At 41.5% G+C, this 24,111-nt stretch carries 20 protein-coding genes; all 20 read left to right on the top strand.

Features of this window, described 5'->3' with window-relative positions; genetic code table 11:
• The first annotated feature begins 12 nt into the window (after positions 1–12).
• The 20 genes from G601_RS0115745 (at position 13) to G601_RS0115650 (ending at position 24,088) form a co-directional block, all read left to right on the top strand.
• The gene (locus G601_RS0115745) at positions 13–360 is read left to right on the top strand and encodes a DUF1292 domain-containing protein (RefSeq protein WP_051200492.1); all 348 of its coding nucleotides are present in this window, start codon (positions 13–15) and stop codon (positions 358–360) included.
• Between the two features lie 177 nt (positions 361–537).
• A complete protein-coding gene (locus G601_RS23680) occupies positions 538–2,457 on the top strand; it encodes a hypothetical protein (protein WP_207638063.1) in 1,920 nt (639 codons plus the stop codon).
• A 7-nt stretch (positions 2,458–2,464) separates the two neighbouring features.
• The gene (locus tag G601_RS0115735; RefSeq protein ID WP_051205926.1) at positions 2,465–3,082 is read left to right on the top strand and encodes a DUF5662 family protein; all 618 of its coding nucleotides are present in this window, start codon (positions 2,465–2,467) and stop codon (positions 3,080–3,082) included.
• On the top strand, positions 3,079–4,353 hold the full coding sequence (pepT, locus tag G601_RS0115730) for a peptidase T (protein ID WP_242834436.1): 1,275 nt from the start codon (positions 3,079–3,081) through the stop codon (positions 4,351–4,353). Before G601_RS0115735 ends, pepT begins: the two co-directional genes overlap by 4 nt.
• The gene (gene miaB / locus G601_RS0115725; protein WP_026665925.1) at positions 4,350–5,807 is read left to right on the top strand and encodes a tRNA (N6-isopentenyl adenosine(37)-C2)-methylthiotransferase MiaB; all 1,458 of its coding nucleotides are present in this window, start codon (positions 4,350–4,352) and stop codon (positions 5,805–5,807) included. The genes pepT and miaB overlap by 4 nt, the downstream gene beginning before the upstream one ends.
• A gap of 58 nt (positions 5,808–5,865) precedes the next feature.
• Positions 5,866–8,508 (top strand): DNA mismatch repair protein MutS, encoded by a 2,643-nt coding sequence (gene mutS / locus G601_RS0115720; RefSeq protein ID WP_026665924.1) that lies wholly within the window; start codon positions 5,866–5,868, stop codon positions 8,506–8,508.
• A gap of 3 nt (positions 8,509–8,511) precedes the next feature.
• On the top strand, positions 8,512–10,611 hold the full coding sequence (gene mutL / locus G601_RS0115715; protein ID WP_026665923.1) for a DNA mismatch repair endonuclease MutL: 2,100 nt from the start codon (positions 8,512–8,514) through the stop codon (positions 10,609–10,611).
• A gap of 61 nt (positions 10,612–10,672) precedes the next feature.
• Positions 10,673–11,632, top strand: coding sequence for a tRNA (adenosine(37)-N6)-dimethylallyltransferase MiaA (gene miaA / locus G601_RS0115710; protein WP_026490711.1), 960 nt, complete (start codon positions 10,673–10,675; stop codon positions 11,630–11,632).
• Positions 11,614–12,903, top strand: a complete 1,290-nt coding sequence (locus tag G601_RS0115705) for a methionine gamma-lyase family protein (RefSeq protein WP_026665922.1) — start codon at positions 11,614–11,616, stop codon at positions 12,901–12,903. Before miaA ends, G601_RS0115705 begins: the two co-directional genes overlap by 19 nt.
• A gap of 118 nt (positions 12,904–13,021) precedes the next feature.
• The gene (gene radC, locus G601_RS0115700; protein ID WP_026665921.1) at positions 13,022–13,738 is read left to right on the top strand and encodes a RadC family protein; all 717 of its coding nucleotides are present in this window, start codon (positions 13,022–13,024) and stop codon (positions 13,736–13,738) included.
• Between the two features lie 16 nt (positions 13,739–13,754).
• Positions 13,755–14,762: a rod shape-determining protein gene (gene mreB / locus G601_RS0115695; RefSeq protein WP_026490708.1), complete on the top strand. Its 1,008-nt coding sequence runs from the start codon at positions 13,755–13,757 to the stop codon at positions 14,760–14,762.
• Complete coding sequence (gene mreC, locus G601_RS0115690) at positions 14,763–15,629, top strand: rod shape-determining protein MreC (RefSeq protein WP_081673557.1); 867 nt, start codon at positions 14,763–14,765, stop codon at positions 15,627–15,629. It begins immediately after the preceding gene.
• A gap of 5 nt (positions 15,630–15,634) precedes the next feature.
• The gene (gene mreD / locus G601_RS0115685) at positions 15,635–16,153 is read left to right on the top strand and encodes a rod shape-determining protein MreD (RefSeq protein ID WP_026490706.1); all 519 of its coding nucleotides are present in this window, start codon (positions 15,635–15,637) and stop codon (positions 16,151–16,153) included.
• A gap of 46 nt (positions 16,154–16,199) precedes the next feature.
• Positions 16,200–19,010: a penicillin-binding transpeptidase domain-containing protein gene (locus G601_RS0115680; protein ID WP_242834435.1), complete on the top strand. Its 2,811-nt coding sequence runs from the start codon at positions 16,200–16,202 to the stop codon at positions 19,008–19,010.
• Positions 19,000–20,136, top strand: a complete 1,137-nt coding sequence (locus G601_RS0115675; RefSeq protein ID WP_026490704.1) for an FtsW/RodA/SpoVE family cell cycle protein — start codon at positions 19,000–19,002, stop codon at positions 20,134–20,136. The genes G601_RS0115680 and G601_RS0115675 overlap by 11 nt, the downstream gene beginning before the upstream one ends.
• Before the next feature lie 23 nt (positions 20,137–20,159).
• Positions 20,160–20,555, top strand: a complete 396-nt coding sequence (gene mgsA, locus G601_RS0115670; protein WP_026490703.1) for a methylglyoxal synthase — start codon at positions 20,160–20,162, stop codon at positions 20,553–20,555.
• Positions 20,539–21,513 carry a D-alanyl-D-alanine carboxypeptidase family protein gene (locus G601_RS0115665; RefSeq protein WP_242834434.1) on the top strand — a complete coding sequence of 325 codons (975 nt, stop codon included), beginning with the start codon at positions 20,539–20,541 and terminating at the stop codon, positions 21,511–21,513. Before mgsA ends, G601_RS0115665 begins: the two co-directional genes overlap by 17 nt.
• A 101-nt stretch (positions 21,514–21,614) precedes the next feature.
• Entirely contained in the window at positions 21,615–22,034 is a 420-nt protein-coding gene (locus G601_RS0115660) for a hypothetical protein (RefSeq protein ID WP_026490701.1), read from the top strand.
• A 66-nt stretch (positions 22,035–22,100) separates the two neighbouring features.
• Positions 22,101–23,516, top strand: coding sequence for an HlyD family efflux transporter periplasmic adaptor subunit (locus tag G601_RS0115655; protein WP_026665918.1), 1,416 nt, complete (start codon positions 22,101–22,103; stop codon positions 23,514–23,516).
• A 47-nt stretch (positions 23,517–23,563) separates the two neighbouring features.
• Positions 23,564–24,088 (top strand): cell division protein SepF, encoded by a 525-nt coding sequence (locus G601_RS0115650; protein ID WP_026665917.1) that lies wholly within the window; start codon positions 23,564–23,566, stop codon positions 24,086–24,088.
• Positions 24,089–24,111: the final 23 nt, after the last annotated feature.

Here is a 24,111-nt window from a genome sequence, read left to right as displayed (position 1 = left end):
ACGGAGGTGCTTATGATCTTTTCAGAGATCGCTACAGAGATGAATACCAAGATTCAGAATGACGAGCAGATTACAGTCGACATCGAGCTCGATGACGGAAGAAACGTAACCTGTGCCGTTCTGATAGTACTTACAGTTCAGGAGAAGGATTATATCGTATTATTACCTCTTGATGAGCATGGCCAGAATAATGATGGTAATGTCTGGTTCTATGAGTTCATTCAGAAGTCTAAGGATGAAGAGCCTCAGCTTGGCTATATCGAAGATGATGATGAGTACGAGGCAGTTGCAGATGCTTTTGATGAGTATCTTGACGATATAGAGTTTGATGAACTGATTGACGCTGATCCGGAAGACTGAAAAGACCAGGCAGAGATTGTTTTTAACTATACGAGGCAGTATGGAAAAATTCCATACTGCTTCTTTTATTTCGTATGAAATAAAAAATCGAATGTGTTATAATATTGTGTCGTATATCTAAAAAAAGGAAGACTCATGAAAAATATACTGAAATTGGCAGCCTCCCGGCCTTATCCAATGGGAGTAAAAAGAACATCAAAAGGAATCCGCGTCTGTGCAACCTTCCAGTCAAGGAAAAACTGCGGAATAAAGCTCTATAAGAAGAATGACAGGGAAGGAACCCTTGTTACCTTCTCAGAGGAATTCCGTTATGGCAAGGTATTCTGCGCACTTATTACCGGAGATACCGATGAATATACTGGCTATATGCTTTATGAGAACGGCACATTATTTGCTGATCCTTATGCCATTTATGTAGAAGGCTATGATAAATGGGGTAAGCTCGTAAAGCCAGAGGATTGCCGCTGCAGACTTGATGAAAGTGACTATGACTGGGGACAGGACAAATTCCCCAGAACAAAGTATGAGGATTCATTTGTATACACACTCCACGTAAGGGGATATACCAAAAGCCCTTCAAGTGGAATCGAACTTAAAAAGAGAGGAACCTACAAGGGATTAATCGAGAAAATTTCTTATCTTAAAAGCCTTGGCGTAACTGCAGTTGAGCTTATGCCCGCTTATGAGATGAATGTTCTCGAGGTTCCTAAAAAGGGTAATGCCAACAACGGCGGTAATATGCCTGAAGGTTCCTTTAAGCATTCCGGCGGTACCAGTGGCAAGGTTATGTATAGCGAAAACGGTGCTATCAAAAACAGCGGCTCCGTAAGACAGAAGATTAATTTCTGGGGCTATAAAGAGGGCTTTTACTTTGCTCCCAGAACTGCTTATGCCATGGATTCCCAGAATGCTGACCTTGAGTTCAAGGATATGGTCAAGGAGATGCATAAGAACGGAATAGAAGTTATTATGCAGTTTTTCTTTGAAGAGAACGCCAAGGAAGATCTGGTATGCGCTGCAATAAGGCATTGGGTTTTCAATTATCACATAGATGGCGTGCACATGAAGGGAAGCTACCTTGCTCCCGCCATGGTTGCCCAGGACCCTGCATTATCAGATATCAAAATATGGTATTACGGCTTTGATTACGGACGCATTTATGGTGGTAAAAAGGCCGATGTACGCACACTTGCCGAGTTTAAGCCTGATTTCATGTATGCTTCCAGAAGATTCTTAAAGGGTGATGACAATTCACTTGGAGACTTCATAAGAGCAATGCTTGAGAATTCAGAGAATGCCGGCACAGTTAACTATCTATGCGATTATGAGGGCTTCCGCCTTGCGGATCTTGTGTCCTATGAGCATAAGAGAAATGAGACAAACGGCGAAAATAACAGTGACGGTACTGATAACAACCTGAGCTGGAACTGCGGTATGGAGGGTAGAACCAGAAGAGCGGCTATCCTTAATCTCAGAGCAAAGCAAATAAGAAATGCGCTTACAATGCTCATGTTTTCACAGGGAACACCCATGATATTCGGAGGAGATGAATTCGGTAATTCCCAGGATGGTAATAACAATCCCTACTGTCAGGATAACGCCACCGGTTGGGTGGACTGGAGTCAGGCTGAAAAGGGCTGTAATCCCGGAATAACCGCTTATCTTAAATTCCTTGTGGCACTCAGATTTAAGTATAAGATACTGCATGAATCCAAGGCATTTAAGCTTATGGACTATAAGGCCTGCGGATATCCTGACCTTTCTTATCACGGAATCGAGGCCTGGAGACCTGACCTTTCAAACTACAGTCACAGTATAGGTATGCTGTACTGCGGTCTCTATGAGAAGGCAGATAAGGAGCAGGACTTCTTCTATATTGCCTATAACATGCATTGGAATCCTGTGACCTTCGCACTTCCCAAGCTCCCTGAGGGAATGACCTGGCAGGTGCTTAATGACACAGAGGAGCCTTCCGATAATTTCAAAATGAGTTCGATCAAGGACCAGACCAAGATTGAATGTAGTGAGAGATCCGTAAAGATCCTTATCGGAATCGGCAAACCGGTTAAGAAGACTACAAAAAAGATGACAAAGTGAAACAGACATGGAAAATAACGACAAGATAACTCTTAAGAGCACCTTGCTTCATTTTAAGACCATTACGAAGCACAGGCGCCTTGTGAGGAAGCACTGTTTTAAAATGGGGCTTTTTTATCAGGGACTTACCCATGATCTTTCGAAGTATTCACCCTCTGAATTCTGGAACGGTGCCAGATATTATCAGGGCACACGCTCACCGAATACACGAGAAAGAGAGCTCTTTGGATATTCAAGAACATGGCTTCATCACAAAGGAAGAAATAAGCATCATTTTGAATATTGGATAGATTTTTATAAGATCAACGGCACTGAGAACAACGGCGTTGTGCCATGTCCCATGCCGGACAGATATGTGGCTGAGATGATAGCGGACAGAGTTGCTGCCTGCATGACCTACAGGGGCGATAAATACAACTCCTGGGATTCACAAAGATATTACGAGAGAGAAAAGCATATACTCAAAAATCTTGTCCATCCGGACACCTTAAATAAGCTTGAATTCTTTCTCAATATGCTTGGCGAACAGGGCGAAGCAGCCACATTTAAATACATAAAAGAAATCTTCCTTAAAGGCAAGGATAAAGGCCGCTGGAAGAGAGAACTGGAGGATAGAACACGTTGAAAATATTAAGCGAAGAGGTAAAGAATAAGCCTGAGGATCTCATAGAGAGATTTATCAGATATACCAAAATAGATACTCAGTCCAATGAGCAGACAAATACAAGTCCATCTACTCCGGGACAACATGATCTGGCTAAGCTCTTATATAAGGAGCTTACTGAAATGGGTGCTTCTGATGTGTATTATGATCAGGAGCATTGCTATGTATACGCAACAATTCCTGCAACTAATGATGGATCAAAGAATACACCTGTTATCGGCTTTATATCCCACATGGATACATCTGATGCTGTTAGCGGTAAGGACGTTAAAGCAAGAATCGTAGAAAAATATGACGGAGAAGACATTAAGCTTTCAGGTGATGGAAAATATGTCCTTTCTCCTAAGGATTTCCCTGTTCTTAATGAGAAGGTCGGAGAGGACCTAATCGTAACTGATGGCCAGACACTTCTTGGCGCTGATGATAAGGCCGGAATTGCTGAGATCATGACTATGACAGAGATTTTCCTTAAGAATCCTGATATCAAGCATGGCGAGATCAAAATAGCATTTACTCCCGATGAGGAGATTGGTGAGGGTACAGATCACTTTGATATTGAGCGCTTCGGTGCGCAGTTTGCTTATACAGTTGATGGCGGTGATCTTGGTACTCTTGAGTATGAGAACTTTAACGCTGCTGAGGTTGAACTCATTATTAACGGAAGAAGCGTTCACCCCGGTGATGCCAAGAACAGAATGCTGAATGCGACTCTTATTGCCTATGAGTTCCAGTCAATGCTTCCTGTGTCTCAGAATCCCATGTATACAGAGGGCAGAGAGGGCTTCTTCCATCTTACAATGATGAAGGGAACCTGTGAAAAGGCAGTAGTTTACTACATTGTACGTGATCATGACATGGAAAAGTTCACCGTTAAGAAGGAAATGGTTAAAAGCATCGTAGATTTCCTTAACAAGAAATATGGTGAAGGCACTGTAGAGCTCACAATGGAGGATTCCTACTACAACATGATCGAGAAAATCCGTCCTCACATGCATCTTGTAGATAATGCCAAGAAGGTTATGGAGGAGCTTGGAATCACAGCGGTTGATGTTCCGATAAGAGGTGGCACTGACGGAGCTATGCTTTCCTACAAGGGACTTCCATGTCCGAACCTTTGCACCGGCGGTTACAATTACCACGGTAGATATGAATTTGCAGTAGTTAGTGAAATGAGAAAGACCGTAGATATTATTCTTGGAATCTGCGGCACATATGGAGATTTTGAGATTTGAGTAATGAAGTAAAAAACAACAATACACTTTTACATGATAAGCCCGTAGAAAATGCCAGCAAGGAGACACTACGCCAGTTTGAATATATGGAGAAGGTAAAGCAGCACGTAGCTGACCTTGAGAAGGAGCTTGGAAGAAAGCCCACAGCCTGCGTTGTAACCTTTGGATGTCAGATGAATGCCCGCGACTCAGAGAAGCTTCTTGGTGTTCTTAAGAAGGTTGGCTTTGAAGAGGTTGAAAACGAGGATGCGGATTTTGTTATCTACAACACCTGTACTGTAAGAGATAACGCTGATCAGCGTGTTTTCGGAAGACTTGGCTATGTGGGCGGAATAAAGAAGAAAAAGCCCTGGATGAAGATTGCTCTTTGCGGCTGCATGATGCAGGAGCAGGGTGTTATCGAGAAGATTCAGAAGAGCTACAGACATGTTGATCTGATCTTCGGAACACATAATATCTTCAAGTTTGCAGAGCTTCTTAACACAATGTTTGAATCAGACAGGATGATAATCGATATCTGGAAGGATACAGACCAGATCGTTGAGGATCTTCCCGTTCTTAGAAAATATAAATTCAAGTCCGGAATCAATATCATGTTTGGCTGCAACAATTTCTGCACATACTGTATCGTGCCCTATGTTCGTGGACGTGAGCGCTCAAGGAGCCCCAGGGACATCATTCGTGAGATTGAATACCTTGCAGCTGACGGAGTTAAGGAGATCATGCTTCTTGGTCAGAACGTAAACTCCTATGGTAAGGGACTTCCTGAGGGAGACCAGCTTACCTTTGCAGAGCTCCTTGCTGAAGTATGTAAGGTTGATGGAATCGAGAGAGTCCGCTTTATGACTTCTCATCCCAAGGATCTTTCAGATGATCTTATTAAGGTTATTGCTGAAAATGAGAAGGTTGCAAGACATATCCATCTTCCTTTGCAGTCCGGCTCAGATGAAATCTTAAAGAAGATGAACAGACATTATACAAAGGAGAGCTTCCTTGCGCTTGTTGATAAGATAAAGGCTGCAATCCCGGACGTATCCATCACAACGGATATTATTGTTGGATTCCCCGGAGAGACTGACAGCGACGTTGACGATACCATTGATGTTGTTAGAAAAGCCGCTTTTGATAATGCCTTTACATTTATTTACTCAAAGAGAACAGGTACACCTGCTGCAGGCTGGGAGCAGGTACCGGAGTCTGTAAGTAAGCCTAACTTCGACAGACTTCTTAAGGTGGTTCAGGAGACAGCCAAGGAGCGTGCATCACGCTTTACAGGCCAGACACACCGCGTTCTTGTGGAGGAGATTAACGAGCAGGATTCAAGCCTCGTTACAGGTCGTATGTCCAACAATACGCTGGTTCATTTCCCTGGTGATGAATCACTTATTGGGGAATTCGTTGACGTACGTCTTGATGATTGCCATGGCTTCTATTACACAGGAGCTATGATTTAACTATTTGGATAAACAGGAGAAAGTTTTTTTGGAAATACAGGTAGATAAGCTTAGTCCCATGATGCAAAACTACATGAAGACTAAGGAGGAGTATAAGGACTGCATATTATTTTACAGACTTGGGGACTTCTATGAGATGTTCTTTGACGACGCCAAGGTGGCTTCCAAGGAGCTTGAGCTTACCCTCACAGGTAAGGCCTGCGGACTTGAGGAGAGAGCCCCTATGTGCGGCGTTCCTCACCATGCCGTTGAGAGCTATTTAAGTAAGCTTGTTAACAGAGGCTATAAGGTTGCAGTCTGCGAGCAGCTGGAAGACCCCAGGGAAGCTAAGGGCATCGTTAAAAGAGATGTTACCCGCGTTGTTACTCCCGGAACAAATCTTAACATGCAGGCGCTTGATGAGACTAAGAACAACTATCTCATGTGCGTTTTCTATTCAGAGGATAAGAGCGGAATTTCTTTTGCTGACGTTACAACAGGTGATTTCTATCTTACAGAGGTTGATCAGCTAAAGGATATCCTTGATGAAATACAGAAATTCCAGCCTTCAGAGCTTATATGTAACGATGCATTTATGCTCAGCGGCGTTGATATTGAGCTCTTAAAGGACAGAAGCGGTATTGTAATAAATACTCTTGAACCCAGATATTTTGATGAGGATTCAAATAAGAATGTCCTTATGAAGCACTTTAAGGTGGGATCACTTTCAGGTCTTGGAATTACTGATTTCCCCAGCGGAGTACTTGCAGCGGGAGCTACACTTAAGTACCTTACAGAGCTTCAAAAGGATGAACTCTCAAATATCATACACATTTATCCCTATATAAACAGCAAGTACATGCTCCTTGATTCTTCAACAAGAAGAAACCTTGAGCTTATTGAGACTATGCGCGATAAGCAAAAGCGAGGTACCCTGCTCTGGGTTCTTGATAAGACCAAAACTGCTATGGGCGCAAGAATGCTTCGAAGCTTTATCGAGCAGCCACTTATCGAGGTTGACGATATCCTTCAGAGACAGACTGCAGTAGAGGCCCTTATGAAAAATGCGATCGCAAGGGATGAGCTTAGAGAGTATCTTGGACCTATCTATGATATGGAAAGACTTATGGCCAAGATCAACTATCACACAGCTAATCCTCGTGATCTTCTTGCTTTCCGCAATTCACTTAAGATGCTTCCTGCAATTAAGATTGTCCTTGAGGATTTAAGAGATATCGTTTCTCTTGACATGGTTTATAACCAGATCGACAGCCTTCAGGATATTTATGAGCTTATAGATAAAGCCATTATCGAAGAGCCTCCGCTTACAATAAAGGAAGGCGGAATCATTAAGGATGGCTTTGACAGCAATATAGATCACTTCAGACAAGCCAGCAGCAATGGCAAGCAGTGGCTCTCTGACCTTGAGACCAGGGAAAGGGATAAGCTTGAGATAAAGAACCTCAGAATCAAGTACAGCAATGTATTCGGTTATTCCTTCGAGGTTACCAATTCCTTTAAGGATAAGGTTCCGGATTACTTTATAAGAAAACAGACTCTTACAAATTGTGAGAGATACACAACTCCTGAGCTTAAGGAGCTTGAAGATACAATCCTTAATGCACAGGATAAGCTGAACAACCTCGAATATGAGATGTTCTGCAAGATCAGGGATTCCATCTCAATGGAGATTGAGCGTATACAGGAGACCGCCAAGGGCGTGGCTCTTCTTGATGTATATTGCTCACTTGCCTATGTTGCTGAGAGGAATCACTATACAAAACCTGTTCTTTCCGATAAGGGAACACTTAAGATCACAGGAGGACGCCACCCTGTAATCGAGCAGATGCTGGATAGAACAGATATGTTCATCTCAAACGATACGTTCCTTGATGATAAGAAGCATGCTGTTGCAATCATTACAGGTCCCAACATGGCAGGTAAGTCTACCTTCATGAGACAGACAGCGCTTATTGTTCTTATGGCGCAGATAGGAAGCTTTGTTCCTGCAGAGTCAGCACAGATCGGCGTTGTGGACAGAATATTTACAAGAGTCGGTGCTTCCGATGACCTTGGAAGCGGACAGAGTACCTTCATGGTTGAGATGAATGAGGTTGCCAACATTTTAAGAAATGCTACCTCAAAATCTCTTCTTATTCTCGATGAGATCGGAAGAGGAACATCAACCTATGACGGACTTTCTATTGCATGGGCTGTTATTGAGCACATCAGTAACAGAAAGCTTCTTGGAGCAAGAACACTTTTTGCTACTCACTATCACGAGCTTACAGAGCTTGAGGGCAAAATCGATAATGTAAACAATTATTGCATCGCCGTTAAGGAAAAGGGTGATGACATAGTATTCCTTCACAAGATCATAAAAGGCGGCGCTGATAAGAGCTATGGTATTCAGGTTGCACGTCTTGCGGGAATACCGGATATGGTAATAGACAGGGCAAAGGCTATTGCCGAGGAATTATCCGATAATGATATAACAGAAAAAGTTCAGGGGATAACAGTTAATCAAAATAGCAGTAAAAAATCAACGGTTAAACATTATGACACCGTTGACCTTTCACAGATGTCTCTCTTTGACACAGTGAAGGATGAGGATGTTTTGAGAGACTTAGAGGAGATCGATATTTCAAATCTTACGCCTATGGATGCCTTAAATACTTTGTATAAGCTGCAGAATCAGCTAAAAAACAGATGGAAGGGGTAAGAAATGGCAAAAATTTTCGAGCTTGATCAAAATACCATAGACCAGATTGCAGCGGGGGAAGTTGTTGAGAGACCATCAAGCGTTGTAAAAGAGCTTGTGGAGAATGCAATAGATTCCGGTGCTACTTCAATTACAGTTGAGGTACAGAACGGCGGAATCTCACTTATAAGAGTTACTGACAACGGAAGTGGTATAGATAAGTCAGAAATTCGAAATGCTTTTAAACGCCACGCTACAAGTAAGCTCATGAGTATTGACGACATATACAGACTTAAGTCTCTTGGCTTTAGAGGTGAGGCTTTATCAAGTATATCCGCAGTTTCTCAGACAGAGCTTATAACAAAGACAGCTGACGAACTCACAGGTATCAGATACTGTATAAACGGTGGTAACGAAGAGTCTATAGAAGAAATTGGTTCTCCTACAGGAACAACCATTATCGTAAGAGATCTTTTTTACAACACACCTGCGAGAAAGAAATTCTTAAAGACACCTCAGACTGAAGGCTCTTATGTTGGTGATATCATGGAGCACATGGCAATGGATAACCCCAGTGTGTCCTTCCATTTTATCAATAACAGAGATGATAAGTTTATAACCTCCGGTAATGGCGACCTTAAGGAGCTTATTTACAGAATATACGGACGTGATGTTGCAACCTGTCTTGTGCCAATTTCTGTGACAGAGGGCAATTACACCATAGAGGGTTATCTTGGCGAGCCCGCACTTAACAGATCAAACAGGAACTTTGAGAATTTCTTCGTAAATGGAAGATATATCAAGGATAAGGTTATTTCAAAGGCTCTCGAGGAGGGCTATAAGGAATACCTGATGCAGCACAAGTTCCCGTTTTGCGTAGTGCACATCAGAATGAATTCCGAGCTGGTTGATGTTAACGTTCATCCCTCCAAGATGGAAGTCAGATTCAGTAATCAGCCCGCTGTATATGAGTTCATAAGAAAAAGTGTTGCAGAGGCTCTGCATAAGCACGAGATGATTCCTGAGGTTTTAAGGAACGAGAAGGAAGACAGAGCTTATCTGAATAAGCAGAATAAGCAGATTACTCAGGCTGCGCCTACTGTGATCTACAATAAGCCTGCAACTGAGTTTGTTAAGCCTTCTCAGGTTAAGGAAGAACCTGCAATGACATCAGCCTTTGTTAAAAAGGAGATTCTTCCTGCAGTTTCTGAAAATATACCAAAGCCTGTCATCGAACCTGTTAAGACTCAGGAAGAAAAGATACCCGAACCCTTTGAGAAGAGCAGGCTGACTTCAGAGAATAAGCTTAAGGAATCTGAGCCTGTATTTGCTGAAGGATTGTCACCTGAGCCTGTGGTTATCGAGGACAATATGAAGTCTGCGGTATGGACAAGAGTATTTGGAGACCACACACCTCCCAAGTCTGAAGAGGACAGCAAGGCTGCAGGACCTATAATAAAGAGCTCCGATGCAGTAATTGTTGAGAAGGGGCTTCAGCTGGATCTTTTTGATGACAAGATGCTCACCAAGAACAATCGTGATGAATATCAGATTCTTGGTCAGCTCTTTGATACATACTGGATCATCGCCTTTAAGGATAAGATGTACATAGTTGATCAGCATGCAGCCCATGAAAAGGTTAACTATGAGAGGATGATAAAGCGCTATAACGAGAAGGAAACAGCTTCCCAGCTCGTTCAGCCTCCGATAATCGTTTCTCTTACAGCGCAGGAGATCGATGTATTTGAGAAGTATCACGCTGACTTTGAAAAGCTAGGCTTTAATATCGAACCCTTCGGACAGAATGATTATGCTATAAGAGAGGTTCCGATAGACCTTTATGGCTGTGAAAACGAAAAGGCAATGTTTACCGAGATTCTTGATGAGCTTGCAAGTGATACTAATCTTGACAGAACACCTGATGTTATAAATTATAAAATTGCAAGCATGGCTTGTAAGGCTTCAGTAAAGGGCAACATGAAGATGTCCAGACTGGAAATGGAAAAGCTTATTGATGAGCTTTTGACACTTGATAATCCATACAACTGTCCTCATGGAAGACCTACGATAATTTCTATGAGTAAGTATGAGATAGAGAAAAAATTCAAAAGAGTTGTGGACTAAACCACTTACAAATGCCTGCTCTGCAGGCATATTTCCTCTATAGGAAGAGATATGGATGCTTATGGATAAATTAGTTATTCTTACAGGACCGACAGCGGTCGGCAAAACAAAAATCTCAATAGAGCTTGCGAAGGCCTTAAACGGTGAGATCATATCTGCTGATTCCATGCAGGTATACAAGGATATGAATATCGGTACCGATAAGATAAAGCCCGAAGCCATGCAGGGAGTGCGTCACCATCTGATCGATTTCCTTGACCCCAAAGAGGACTTCAATGTCTTTGAGTTTAAAAGACTTGCAAAGGAAGCGATAGAGGATATCACCTCCAGGGGAAAGCTCCCCATAATAGTTGGAGGAACAGGCTTTTATATACAGTCTGTTCTGTATGATATCGATTTTTCGGATGATTATGATGATGGAGTTCTCTCAGAATACAAAAACAGTCTTACAAAGCTCTCTGAAGAACCCGGCGGAATCCATAAGCTTCATGAGATGCTATCAGAGGTTGATCCTGAGTATGCTTTAGAAGTCCATGAGAATAATGTAAAAAGAGTGATTCGTGCTCTATGTTTTTATAAGGAAACAGGCCAGAAACTCTCTGAACATAATAAGGACCAGAGGAAGAAGAGCTCGCCCTATGATTCATTTTACTTTGTGCTTACTGATGAGAGAGCTGTTTTGTATGACAGAATAGAAAAGCGCATTGATAAAATGATGGAGGAGGGACTTCTCGATGAGGTTAAGGAGCTTTTGACCAGAGACATCGACAGATCCGCGACCTCTATGCAGGCTCTTGGCTACAGAGAGATCATTTCCTATCTTGATGGGGACATATCTCTTGAAAGGGCTGTAGAGCTGATAAAAAGGAATACAAGACATTTTGCAAAGAGACAGCTCACTTGGTTTAAACGTGAAAAAGATGTGATATGGGTTGACAAATCCGAGTTTCAGCGTGATGATGTTAAAATTGCAAATGATTTGATTAGAAGGATAAATGATAAATGGCAAATAATGAATTAAAGTCCATGTATAAGAGCATGGGAATCCCGGAAGCTGTCTATGATTACTGTGATGGAATATGGGAGAGCTTAAAAACCAGATTTGAGAAGATAAAAGAGATTTCAGATTATAACCAGGCCAAGGTTTTAAAGGCTATGCAGGATAATAAGGTTTCCGAGGCATGCCTTCTTGGAACAACCGGCTATGGCTACAATGATATAGGAAGAGATAAGCTTGAAGCTGTATATGCTTCAATTTTCCATACAGAGGATGCGCTTGTAAGACCTCAGATTACCTGCGGAACACACGCACTTGCTCTTGCACTTATGAGTAACCTTCGCCCCGGCGATGAGCTTTTATCACCCGTAGGTAAGCCCTATGACACTCTTGAAGAGGTAATAGGAATAAGGCCTTCAAAGGGTTCACTTGCTGAGTACGGCGTTACCTACAGTCAGGTTGACCTTCTTGCTGATGGCTCCTTTGATTTTGACGGCATCAAAAATGCTATTAATGAAAAGACAAAGCTCGTTACAATCCAGAGAAGTAAGGGATATCAGACAAGACCTACACTTTCTGTTGAGAGAATCGGTGAGGTTATTAAATTCATAAAGGATATCAAGCCTGATGTAATCTGCATGGTTGATAACTGCTACGGAGAATTTGTCGAGACCATCGAGCCCACTGATGTAGGCGCAGATATGGTTGTGGGATCACTTATAAAGAATCCCGGCGGCGGACTAGCGCCCATCGGCGGCTATATTGCAGGTAAGAAGGAATGCGTTGAGAATGCTGCATACAGACTGACTTCACCCGGACTCGGCAAGGAGGTTGGTGCTTCACTTGGAATACTTCCTCAGTTCTACCAGGGACTTTTCCTTGCACCTAATGTTACAGCTAATGCACTTATGGGTGCTATTTTTGCAGCTAATATATATGAAAAGCTTGGATTTTCGGTTCTTCCCAATAGAACAGAGGAGCGCTACGACATTATTCAGGCCATTACCTTTAATGATCCGCTTCTTCTTACATCCTTCTGTGAGGGTATTCAGGCAGCTGCACCTGTAGATTCATACGTTACTCCGGAGCCCTGGGATATGCCCGGTTACGACTCACAGGTTATCATGGCTGCAGGAGCATTCGTATCCGGAAGTTCAATTGAGCTTTCTGCTGACGGACCGCTTCGCGAGCCCTATTCAGTGTTCTTCCAGGGTGGACTTACCTGGCAGCACGTTAAATACGGCATAATGAAGACTTTATCTGTAATGTATGATAAGGGTCTTGTAAAATTATAAATTTCTTCATAATTAGATTGTACTGCGATGTTGCCGAGACGCTAAATTGTGGTATAATCATTTGAGGTCTGATTATTTTTCCTTATTTATAGCCCGAAGAAGCATAAAGAAAGGGTAAATGAGTAATTACAGATCAATCAACAAAATGCTAAAAGAAGATGACAGCTATAGAAATATGCTGCCACATGAAAGGTTCATGAGGCTTGGAGCCGATTCACTTACGGATGCAGAGCTTCTCGCCATTATCATCAGAACCGGAACTTCAGAAAAAACTCCGATGGAAATCGGCAATTCAATAATGAGCATGTGCGACAGGTACGGAAAGGGTATTTCCGGAATTAGACATCTGTCTATGGAGGATCTTCTATCCATAAAGGGCATAGGCGAGGTAAAGGCAGTAAAGCTCATGTGTATCGCAGAGCTTTCAAACAGAATTGCGCGGAGTAGGGCGAGAAGCACCCTCGATTTCAGGAATCCTGAGACAGTTGCAGATTATTACATGGAAAAGATGTGTAATTTCCAGAGGGAACACGTGGTGCTTGCCTGCCTGAATACTCAGGACCAGCTTATCTGCGAATATGAGATATCTGTTGGAACTGTGAAATCAGCTTCTTTATCACCGAGAGAGATATTTATCCACGCAGTTAGGAATCGTGCAGTAAAGATCATTATATTGCATAATCATCCAAGCGGAGATCCGACACCATCCTTTGCTGATATGGATATTACCGAGCAGATACGTGATGCGGGACTCATATTGGATATAAGGCTAATGGATCATATTATTATCGGTGATCACAGATATTATAGTTTTAAAGAGAATAATAATTTGTAATTTAGGAGGCTTAACTTTGGGCAACAATACATTTGGTATCGATCTTGGAACAAGCAATATCAAAATCTACAACAAGGCAACAGATACTGTTACCGTAGAGAAGAACCTTATCGCAGTTGAGAATAAGACAACACTTCTTGCTTATGGTGATACAGCATACGATATGTATGAGAAGGCACCCAGCAACATTAAGATTTCATATCCCTTAAGTAATGGCGTTATCGCTGATATCGAGCATATGAAGTCTCTTGTTAAGCTCTTTATCACAGACCAGATGAAGGGTGCAAGTAAGCCTGTTGACGTTTATATTGCTGTACCTAAGGATGTAACCGAAGTTGAGAGACGTGCTTTCCACGACCTTATCAAGGAGTCAGGCGTGAAGGCAAAGAAGATCATGATGGTTAAGAAGCCTGTTGCTGACGGACTTGGAATGGGCGTTGACGTTATGAACTCACAGGGTGTTCTCGTAGTTAATGTCGGATATGATACAACTGAGATTTCCATCCTTTCACTTAAGGGTATCGTAATCAGTAAGCTCATCAAGGTTGGTGGTAAGAAGTTCGATGACGCTATCAGAAACGTAATCCGTAAGGAGTTTTCACTTATCATCGGTGAAAAGACTTCTGAAAACATAAAGATTTCTCTTAAGGAACTTGAAAAGTCAGGTCAGGACGCTGTTGTTTACGGAAGAGATATTGTTACAGGTCTTCCTGTTGAGCGTTCAATTCCTACAGACCTCATCGATCAGTCTCTTATTGAGAGCTTTGACCAGATTCTTGATAACATCAAAGCGACTCTTGAGCGTACACCTCCGGAACTTGCAGCAGATATTTTCAAACACGGTCTATATCTGACAGGTGGTGCTTCACAGGTTTGCCACCTCGCACAGAGACTCTCCAATGGTGTAGGTCTCAATGTTAATTTAGCAGAGAATCCGCTCAGTTCAGTTGCACTTGGTCTTGGCAAGATTATCAAGGATGATCAGTACAAGGCACTTGCTTACTCAGTTGAAGAGGATGTATAAATGAGTCCTATCATTAAAAGAGGGGGAGATAAATTTACACTTCCAAGTAAATATCTCCTCTTTATTTTAACAATTTTATGTATTGGGCTTATCGCAATAACGTTTAACACCAGCGTGTTTAACAGCTCTGTTAACTCATTTGCAGGAACTGTGGTTGTTCCTTTTCAGAAGGGCATCACCACTGTGGGTGTCTGGATGAAGGGCACAGCAGATAATCTTGCAAGCATAAGAGCTCTCCAGAAAGAAAACGATGAGCTGCGTACACAGGTGGAAGAGCTTACAATTGAAAACACTAATCTTGAGCAGGATAAGTATGAGCTTACCAAGCTTCGAGAGTTATATGAGCTGGATGCACAGTATTCTGATTACAAGAAGATTGGTGCCAGAATTATCGCTAAGGATGCTGGTAACTGGTATCATTCTTTTGTTATAGACAAGGGCTCTGATGAAGGTGTTGAGGTGGACATGAATGTTATCGCCGGAGGCGGCCTTGTAGGAAGAATTACTGATGTCGGTCCTGACTGGGCTAAGGTCCAGACCATTATCGCTGATAATTCTTCTGTCAGTGCGACAGTTCTTTCTGCTTCAGAGAATCTTATAGCTACCGGAGATCTTGAGCTCTACAATGAGGGGCAGATCGCGTTTTCAAAGCTTGTTGATGAAGCTGATAAGGTTAATGTGGGAGATAAGGTTGTTACTTCAAACATCAGTGATAAATATCTTCCCGGAATTTTGATTGGTTATATTTCAACTATAGAAGAGGATTCCAATAATCTTACAAAGTCAGGTAAGATTACTCCTGTTGTTCAATTTGAGTACATGAATGAGGTACTTGTCATCATGAAGCTCAAAAACACCGGAGAATAGTTTTTATGCGCAGAATTATATTCACATTATTATCTATAATAATTTGTTTCATACTGCAGACCACTGTGTTCAGAGCATTGGACTTTAGTGGAATTGTTCCTAATCTGATGATAATACTTACTTCCTCCTACTCATTTATGAGAGGTGATAAGAGTGGTATCTTTATCGGTATGTTTTGCGGACTCTTATGTGATATATTTTTCGGAACGTATCTTGGGTTCTATGCCCTTATCTATATATATATTGGATTTATCGTCGGCAAGTTCAATAAGATATTCTTCCCTGAAAATATCCTCCTTCCGCTAGCACTGATAGTTTCATCAGATCTTTTATTTGGATTTATTTGTTATGTTCTTTTATTTATGTTCAGGAATAAATTTGACATTGGCTATTACATTGTAAATGTCATTTTCCCTGAAGCTGTTTACACAGCACTTGTAGCTGTTTTTATTTACCCTGTTCTGATCAAAATCAATACGTATCTTGAGGGAGTAGAACAAAGGAGTGCTAAGAAATTTGTTTAGTAAGATAAAAGAAGTCTTTATTAATTTTATAACTTCACGCCTTGTTATGATTTCAGCAATTCTCATACTGGCATCAGCAGGGCTTGTATACAGACTTTTCTTTCTGCAGATAGTCAAGGGAGAAACCTATCTCGATTCCTTCCAGCTCAAGATCATGAAGGAAAAATCCATTGCAGCCGCCAGAGGTAATATTTATGACAGGAATGGTAAGCTCCTTGCTTACAATGAGCTGTCTAATTCTGTTATGATCGAGGACGTTTATGAGTCCGGATCAGGAAAAAATGCGGCAATCAACGAAACTCTCAATAAGGTAATCGATATCATTGAAAAGGACGGAGATGTTGTTGACACTGATTTCAATATTCAGCTCAGCAGCTCCAACAATTTTGAGTTTACGATAGAGGGTAATTCCCTTCTTAGATTTTTGGCTGATATTTATGGCAGAACCTCGGTTGGCGACCTGAAATATGAGGAGAGATCCAAGACTGCCCAGGAGGTTATGGATGACCTTTGTAATAAATTCGGAATAGGTGATTACACCGATCCCGACGACAAAAAGTCATTTGTTCCGGGCCTTGGTTATGAGAAGGATCGTATTCTTCAGCTGGTAACTATCAGATATAAGATGTTCTCAAACAGTTACCAGAAGTACATCAATACCACTATTGCTACAAATGTAAGCGATAAAACCGTTGCCGATGTAATGGAAAATGCCAATGTTCTCGAAGGTGTCTCAATAGAAGAGGATACAGCGAGAGTTTATGTAGATTCTGTCTATTTTTCACAGATTCTTGGCTACACAGGTAAGATTTCTGACAGCGAACTTGAAGAACTCCAGAAGGAGAATCCTGCATATCGTTCGAATGATACTGTAGGTAAGTCCGGAATTGAGCAGTCAATGGAGTCCGTTCTTCAGGGAACTAAGGGAAGTGAGACAGTATACGTTGATAACACAGGTAAGGTTATTGAGACCAGCAGCTATATTGATTCAAAGGCCGGCAATGACGTTTACCTTACAATAGATAAGGACTTACAGGAGGCCTGCTACAACATAATTGAGCAGTCTCTTGCAGGTATTCTTGTTTCCAAGATTCAGAACATCAAGTTCTTCTTGCAGGGCGAGAATCAGAAATCCTCAGAGATTATGATTCCTATCTATGATGTTTACTTTGCCTGCTTTGATAACCATATTATCGATCTTAGGCATATGCAGTCAGAGGAAGCAGGAACCAACGAGAAGAATGTATATGCAAAGTATCTCACAAAGAGAGAACAGGTAAATGCAGGACTTCGTGCTGAATTTACTGAGACTAATACGCCTTACAACCTTTTATCAAAAGAATATCAGGTTTACATGAGTTATATCGCTCAGAAGCTCTATAGTAACGGAGTCATCTCTACTGATAAGGTCGATAAGGAAGATAAGACATATATTGCATGGACTACAGATGAGACCATATCTTTGGCAGATTATATAAGATATTGTATTTCTGCCAACTGGATAGATGTCAGCATCCTTGACCTTGAGAGTCAATATGTTGATTCCCAGGAGATTTTCAATACCATCGTAGAATATATATTCAAAGATATAGAAGAGGATGATGAGTTTAATAAAAAGCTCTATAAATACCTTCTTCAGGATGACATTGTAAGTGGTGATGAGGTTGGACATATCCTTCTCGAGCAGGGAGTTGTTGAGCTTCCTGAGGAGGAGCTTTCACTCTGGCTTTCAGGTGCTGAGTCACCCTACACATTTTTCATAAACAGAATTTCTAACCTTGATATCACACCGGCTCAGCTTGCTCTGGACCCCTGTTCAGGATCAATGGTTGTTACTGATGTTAATAACGGTGACGTCCTTGCACTTGTATCATATCCAGGATATGACAACAACAAGATGGCTAACGGTGTAGATGCTGATTATTACGCAAAGCTTCGAAGCGATCAGGCATCGCCTCTTATCAACTATGCGACGATGCAGAGAACAGCGCCCGGATCTACCTTTAAGATGGTTTCAGCTACGGCAGGTCTTATGGAGGGAGTAATCGATACTTCATCACAGATTACCTGTACAGGTGTGTTCGATAAGCTTGATAATACCAACCCCGCACACTGCTGGATTTATCCCAGGTCCCATGGACAGCTCGATGTTACGGGCGGTATTAAGAACTCCTGTAACGCCTTCTTCTTTGAAGTTGGTTACAGACTGAGTCTTGTGGGTGAGAATTTCCACTCTGACGTAGGTCTTGAGAAGCTTGCCAAGTACGCTGATATGTACGGACTTAGCGAGACTACCGGAGTAGAGGTTACTGAGTATGAGCCTATCGTTTCAGATCTCGACTCAACCCGTTCTGCTATCGGTCAGGGTACCAACTCCTTTACAACAGTTGGACTTGCCCGATATGTAACTGCGGTTGCCAACAGTGGAACCTGCTATAATCTTACACTTGTTAAGAAAACCTGTGATTCTGACGGTAACCTTCTTAATGAATATGGTGCTACCGTAAGAAATCACATTGATATGGATTCAGCCTACTGGAACGCAATTCACACAGGTATGCGCCAGGTGGTTGAGGACAAGCCTTACTTTAATGATCTTGCCGTTAATGTTGCCGGTAAGACAGGTACTGCCGAGGAGTCAAAGAAGAGAGCGAACCATGCGCTTTTCGTTTGCTATGCTCCTTATGAGAGCCCTCAGATTGCGATTGCAACGAGAATAGCTTATGGTTATACATCCAGCTATGCTGCACAGATAACAAAAGAGGCAGTAGCATATTACTTTGGTCTTAAGGATCCTGAGGAGGTTCAGACAGGAACCGCTCAGCAGCTTGAAGGTGGAGACGCTAATGCGGACTGAGAATTTTTTAGAAAAACTGAAAAGCTATCATATATTTGACTATGACTTCAAACTGGTCATTATGCTAATTGCATTATCCTGCATCGGCGTAATGGCCGTAGGAAGTGCTGACCCGTCATACAAGAAAAAGCAGATAGTGGGTATCGTTTTGGGAGTATTCATGATGATTTTTATATCCCTTCTCGATTATGTATTTATCTGCAAGTTTTACATTTTGTGCTATGTACTTAACCTTGGCGTACTTGCACTTGTATTTACGCCGCTTAGTCACTCGGTTAAGGGTGCTACTAGATGGATCAATCTTTTTGGCGTACAGTTCCAGCCTTCGGAAGCATCTAAAATATTATTGATTTTATTTTTTTCAGCGTTCATAATGAAATATAAGGATAAAGTAAAGAAGATTTACTTTATTTTCATATGCCTTGGGCTTTTGGCACCACCGCTTATTATGATTGTATTGCAGCCTGACTTGTCTACGACCATTATGTTAACGGTTATCATTGCCTGCATACTATTTTCTGCCGGAATAAATCTTAAATTTGTTATTACGGTTCTGGCCATCTCAATACCAACAGCCTTACTTGTTATATTTGATGCTCTTTCAGACAGGAGTATAATTTTGCGTGATTATCAGCAAAGGCGTGTTTTGGCATGGCTTCATCCCGAGGATTTTGCTTCATCTGATGCCTATCAGACGCTTAATTCCATTATGGCCATAGGTTCGGGACAGCTTTTGGGAAAAGGCTATAATACAAATGAGATCAGTTCCGTTTTGAATGGTGGTTTCGTTTCAGAGTCACAGACAGACTTCATTTTCACCGTTGTAGGTGAAGAATTTGGATTTATAGGTGGATGTTCAGTAATAGTCCTGATTCTGCTCATTGCCATTGAATGTATGGTAATCGCAGGAAGAGCAAAGGATCTCACCGGACAGCTCATAGCTACCGGAATGGGAGCCTGGATAGGATTCCAGGGATTCCTTAATATCGGAGTTGCCACAGGTGCACTTCCTAATACCGGAATTCCACTGCCGTTTGTTAGTGCGGGACTTACATCCTTAGTCAGTTGTTTTGCTGGTATGGGCTTTGTGCTCAATGTCAGATTACAGGGTAAAAAATACTTTTAGTTGGGGAAGGGGATTATAAACCAATGAATATTGCTTTTATAGCACATGATGCGAAAAAGAAATTGATGCAGAACTTCTGTATTGCATACAGAGGAATTCTTGCAAAGCATGATCTTTATGCTACCGGAACAACCGGAAGACTTATTGAAGAAGTTACCAATCTTAATATACATAAATATCTCGCAGGTCACCTTGGCGGATCTCAGCAGATCGGTGCTGCAATCGAAGCCAACGAGATCGATCTTGTTATCTTTCTTCGTGACCCTCTCACTCAGAAGGTTCATGAGCCTGATGTTAACAATGTAATGAGACTTTGTGATATGCACAATATCCCGATTGCAACAAATCTGGCTACTGCTGAGCTTTTGATTAAATCATTGGATAGAGGAGACCTTGAGTGGCGTGAGATGTATAAGTAATCTGAAAAACCGTGTCACCGCTTTATGCATGGTACTGGTTTTTTCGACCTTTATTACTGGATGTTCTGATACAGAATACGCATTTCCTTATACAATTCCATCTGCTGATTATGGTGAGAACGGGGCAGTTGTTATGAAGACATTTGCCTCTGATTTGTGTGTTACCAATTCGGATATAGGAGATTCCCTTACTTTGAGTGAAAATACCTGCCTTGGATTATTTGATTTAAGTAAGAAAAAGACTCTTTATGCTAAGAATGCACAGCTTCAGCTCGATCCCGCATCCCTTACTAAGGTTATGACAGCTATAGTAGCGCTGAAAAAGGGATCTCTTGATCAGGTTCTGAGGGCTGATTCCAGCGTTTATATCAGTGAAGACGGTGCACAGGTGATAAATCTGAAAGAGGGCGATACCATGACCCTTGATCAGGCTCTGCATATTCTTTTATTGTATTCAGCTAATGACGTAGCTGTTCTTATTGCCAATAATATATCCGGAAGCATGGAAGCCTTCGTTGAAGAGATGAATAACGAAGCAAAGGCGCTTGGTGCTACACATACACATTTCATGAATCCAAATGGTCTTACTGCTGATGATCATTACACAAGTGTTTATGATATGTATCTGATGTTCAACGAGGCTCTTAAGTATGACAAGTTTACCGAGATCATACACATGTCCAATTATTCAACTCAGTTCTATACAGCCTCCGGAGAGCTAAGAGACGTAAATGTTAAGAATACAAATGGATTTATAAACGGAAATTATGAAATGCCTGCCGGAATTACAGTTCTTGGAGGTAAAACCGGAACGACAGCAGCTGCAGGACACTGCCTTGTTCAGCTTGCTTCCGATACATCAGGTAATAATTATATTGCTGTAGTTATGAGGGCTGAGGATACCGGAACCCTTTATAGTGAAATGTCCGATTTGTTATTGCAGATAACTAATCAGTAATTTATAATATTATTAACGAGATAAAAACTTTTCATTAAGTTTTTAGAAATATTTCTAAGTATCTCAAACACAAAAATAATATAAAACTGGAGGGTATGGATATGGTTCAATTAATCGTTGGGAATAAAGGTAAAGGTAAAACAAAATGCCTGTTGAACAAGGTCAATACCGAGGTAAAAAACATTTTGGGGAACGTTGTATTTCTTGATAGAAATACAAAGCACATGTTTGAACTTAACAATAAAGTTCGCCTTATTGTAGTTCCGGAGTTCATGATTGAGAATTCCGACGAGTTTCTTGGTTTCGTCAGTGGCGTGATTTCACAGGATCACGATCTTCAGCAAATGTATTTCGATGGTTTCCTCAGTATCGCATGTCTTGAGGGAAAAGATATCACTTCTACAATTGAAAAGCTTGAGCGTCTTGGAGAGAAATTTAACGTAGATTTCGTACTTAGCGTATCTATGGATGAATCTGAACTTCCTGAGGCTGTTAAGTCTAAGGTTATGACAGCGCTCTAATTATATATTATGGATAGGATGGATAAGCCGCGGTTTTATCTCGCGGCTTATCTTTAGTTTTAAAATATGGCAAAGAAACAAAAAAACAAGATAGCGAGATATCCTGTTTTTCTGCATGTTAATGTGGGAATGGTATTTTTTGCATTCATGCTTATTTATGTCGTTATCTGTGTTTTTACTTACTTCAGTAAAAAGCATATAGTCGGTTATGAGGTTAAAGAGGGATCTCTTTCATCAAACAACATATATGAAGCGGTTGCACTAAGGGATGAACAGATAGTAGAGGCTGCCAATGCAGGCTATGTCAACTATTTTGCTCCTGAAGGACAGCGAGTAGCTGTCGGTAACCTTGTATATACGGTTGATGAATCAGGAGATCTGCTTGATTACCTTAAAACACAAGGGTCTGAACAGGCTGCTCTTACGGACGAGGATCTTAGCGAGCTTCGAACCCAGATAGTAAGCTACAGCGCAGATTTTGACCCCAAGAGCTTTGGCTCTGTATATGATTTTAAGCTGAGTCTTGATGGTACTGTTCAAAAGCTTGCAAGCGCCAGCGTACTTCAAAGTATCAATTCTCTTGGAGATAACTCAGGAGCTATGCAGAGTATAAATTATTGTTATTCTGCAGGAACAGGAATTGTTCAATATTATACTGACGGTTATGAAGGCATCACCTTGGGGAGCATGACCGCAGACCTAATGGACAGTTCCAAGTATGAGCGTAAGCAGCTTATAAATAATTCTCTTGTTGGTGTCGGCGATCCGGCATTTAAGCTTTCAACCAGTGAAGACTGGATGATAGTAATTCAGGAGAATGACCTTGATAAGGTAAAGAGCCTTGCTGAGAGAGAATATGTTAAGGTCAGATTCCTTAAGAATCAGGATGAGGCCTGGGGCAAGGTATCTTATGTCACCAATGATGCAGGTGATACCTTCGTTGGACTTTCCTTTACAAATTCAATGATCACCTTTGCAAAGGACAGATTCCTTAACGTGGAACTTATCACAGAGGATGAGAGTGGACTTAAGATCCCCAATTCCTCAATCGCCGAGAAGAGCTTCTTTGTTGTTCCAAAGTCATACGTGACTAAGGGGAATAATAACAACTACGGTGTTCTTCGAGATAAATATGATGAAAATGGTAATGAGACTTCTGAGTTCATTGAAGTTGAGCTTTATAATGAGAACGAAGATTCCTATTACGTGGATGATGATACTCTGAGAAATGGTGATCTATTGATAATGCCTGATTCTCAGGAGAAGTTTACTGTTAACACCAAGGACACCCTTATCGGTGTATACAATATCAATAAGGGTTATGCAGACTTCAGACAGATAAGCATTTTGTACCAGAACGATGAGTATTCTATCGTTAAATCAAATACAAATTACGGTTTAAGCGTATATGATTACATAGTGCTGGATGCGTCAACTGTAGAAGGAGATGCTAAGAACCTTGACACTTCGAATGAAAACTAGCATAATATAATCGTTGTATATTTTGTTGGGGTTAGGAGTTTAATCACATGAGTGTAATGGATAAGTTTTTATCAGCTATGAAGCTGAACGGGGATGACGAAAGCGGATACTATGATCAGGACGATGATTACTATGATAGCACCATCGAGCCTATTCATAAGGCTAGCGCAATCGGTAAGGACGATCCCTCAATTGAAATAAATGAAGAGAAGCTTAAGAGACCTGCGGCTGCTCCCAGAAGTACTGCAGCTCCCAGAAGCAGAAGCGCTAGCGGAATGGAGGTTTGCGTTGTAAAGCCCACTTCAATCGAGGATGCCAGAGAGATTACTGAGACTCTTCTCAACAACCGTACAGTTGTACTTAATCTTGAGGGCATTGATGTTGAGCTTGCACAGAGAATCATCGATTTCACATCAGGTTCCTGCTTCGCAATCAACGGCAATCTTCAGAAGATTTCCAGATATATCTTTATCGTAACACCTGCAAGTGTTGATATTTCAGGAGATTTTCAGGACATTTTAGGCGGTGCATTTGATAGTTCCATGGGAACATCAGGTCTCCAGTCTATGTAAATTACAGAAGTTAACTATCAGGC

This window comes from Butyrivibrio sp. FC2001 (assembly GCF_000424125.1).
Lineage (GTDB): Bacteria > Bacillota > Clostridia > Lachnospirales > Lachnospiraceae > Butyrivibrio.
This window is presented reverse-complemented; position numbering and strand designations above follow the sequence as displayed.

Coding starts and splice junctions, on each gene's coding strand:
- G601_RS0115745 (WP_051200492.1), top strand. CDS start 13: ATGATCTTTTCAGAGATCGCTACAGAGATGAATACCAAGATTCAGAAT.
- G601_RS23680 (WP_207638063.1), top strand. CDS start 538: ATGGGAGTAAAAAGAACATCAAAAGGAATCCGCGTCTGTGCAACCTTC.
- G601_RS0115735 (WP_051205926.1), top strand. CDS start 2,465: ATGGAAAATAACGACAAGATAACTCTTAAGAGCACCTTGCTTCATTTT.
- mutS (WP_026665924.1), top strand. CDS start 5,866: ATGATGCAAAACTACATGAAGACTAAGGAGGAGTATAAGGACTGCATA.
- mutL (WP_026665923.1), top strand. CDS start 8,512: ATGGCAAAAATTTTCGAGCTTGATCAAAATACCATAGACCAGATTGCA.
- miaA (WP_026490711.1), top strand. CDS start 10,673: ATGGATAAATTAGTTATTCTTACAGGACCGACAGCGGTCGGCAAAACA.
- G601_RS0115705 (WP_026665922.1), top strand. CDS start 11,614: ATGGCAAATAATGAATTAAAGTCCATGTATAAGAGCATGGGAATCCCG.
- radC (WP_026665921.1), top strand. CDS start 13,022: ATGAGTAATTACAGATCAATCAACAAAATGCTAAAAGAAGATGACAGC.
- mreC (WP_081673557.1), top strand. CDS start 14,763: ATGAGTCCTATCATTAAAAGAGGGGGAGATAAATTTACACTTCCAAGT.
- mreD (WP_026490706.1), top strand. CDS start 15,635: ATGCGCAGAATTATATTCACATTATTATCTATAATAATTTGTTTCATA.
- G601_RS0115680 (WP_242834435.1), top strand. CDS start 16,200: ATGATTTCAGCAATTCTCATACTGGCATCAGCAGGGCTTGTATACAGA.
- G601_RS0115675 (WP_026490704.1), top strand. CDS start 19,000: ATGCGGACTGAGAATTTTTTAGAAAAACTGAAAAGCTATCATATATTT.
- mgsA (WP_026490703.1), top strand. CDS start 20,160: ATGAATATTGCTTTTATAGCACATGATGCGAAAAAGAAATTGATGCAG.
- G601_RS0115660 (WP_026490701.1), top strand. CDS start 21,615: ATGGTTCAATTAATCGTTGGGAATAAAGGTAAAGGTAAAACAAAATGC.
- G601_RS0115655 (WP_026665918.1), top strand. CDS start 22,101: ATGGCAAAGAAACAAAAAAACAAGATAGCGAGATATCCTGTTTTTCTG.
- G601_RS0115650 (WP_026665917.1), top strand. CDS start 23,564: ATGAGTGTAATGGATAAGTTTTTATCAGCTATGAAGCTGAACGGGGAT.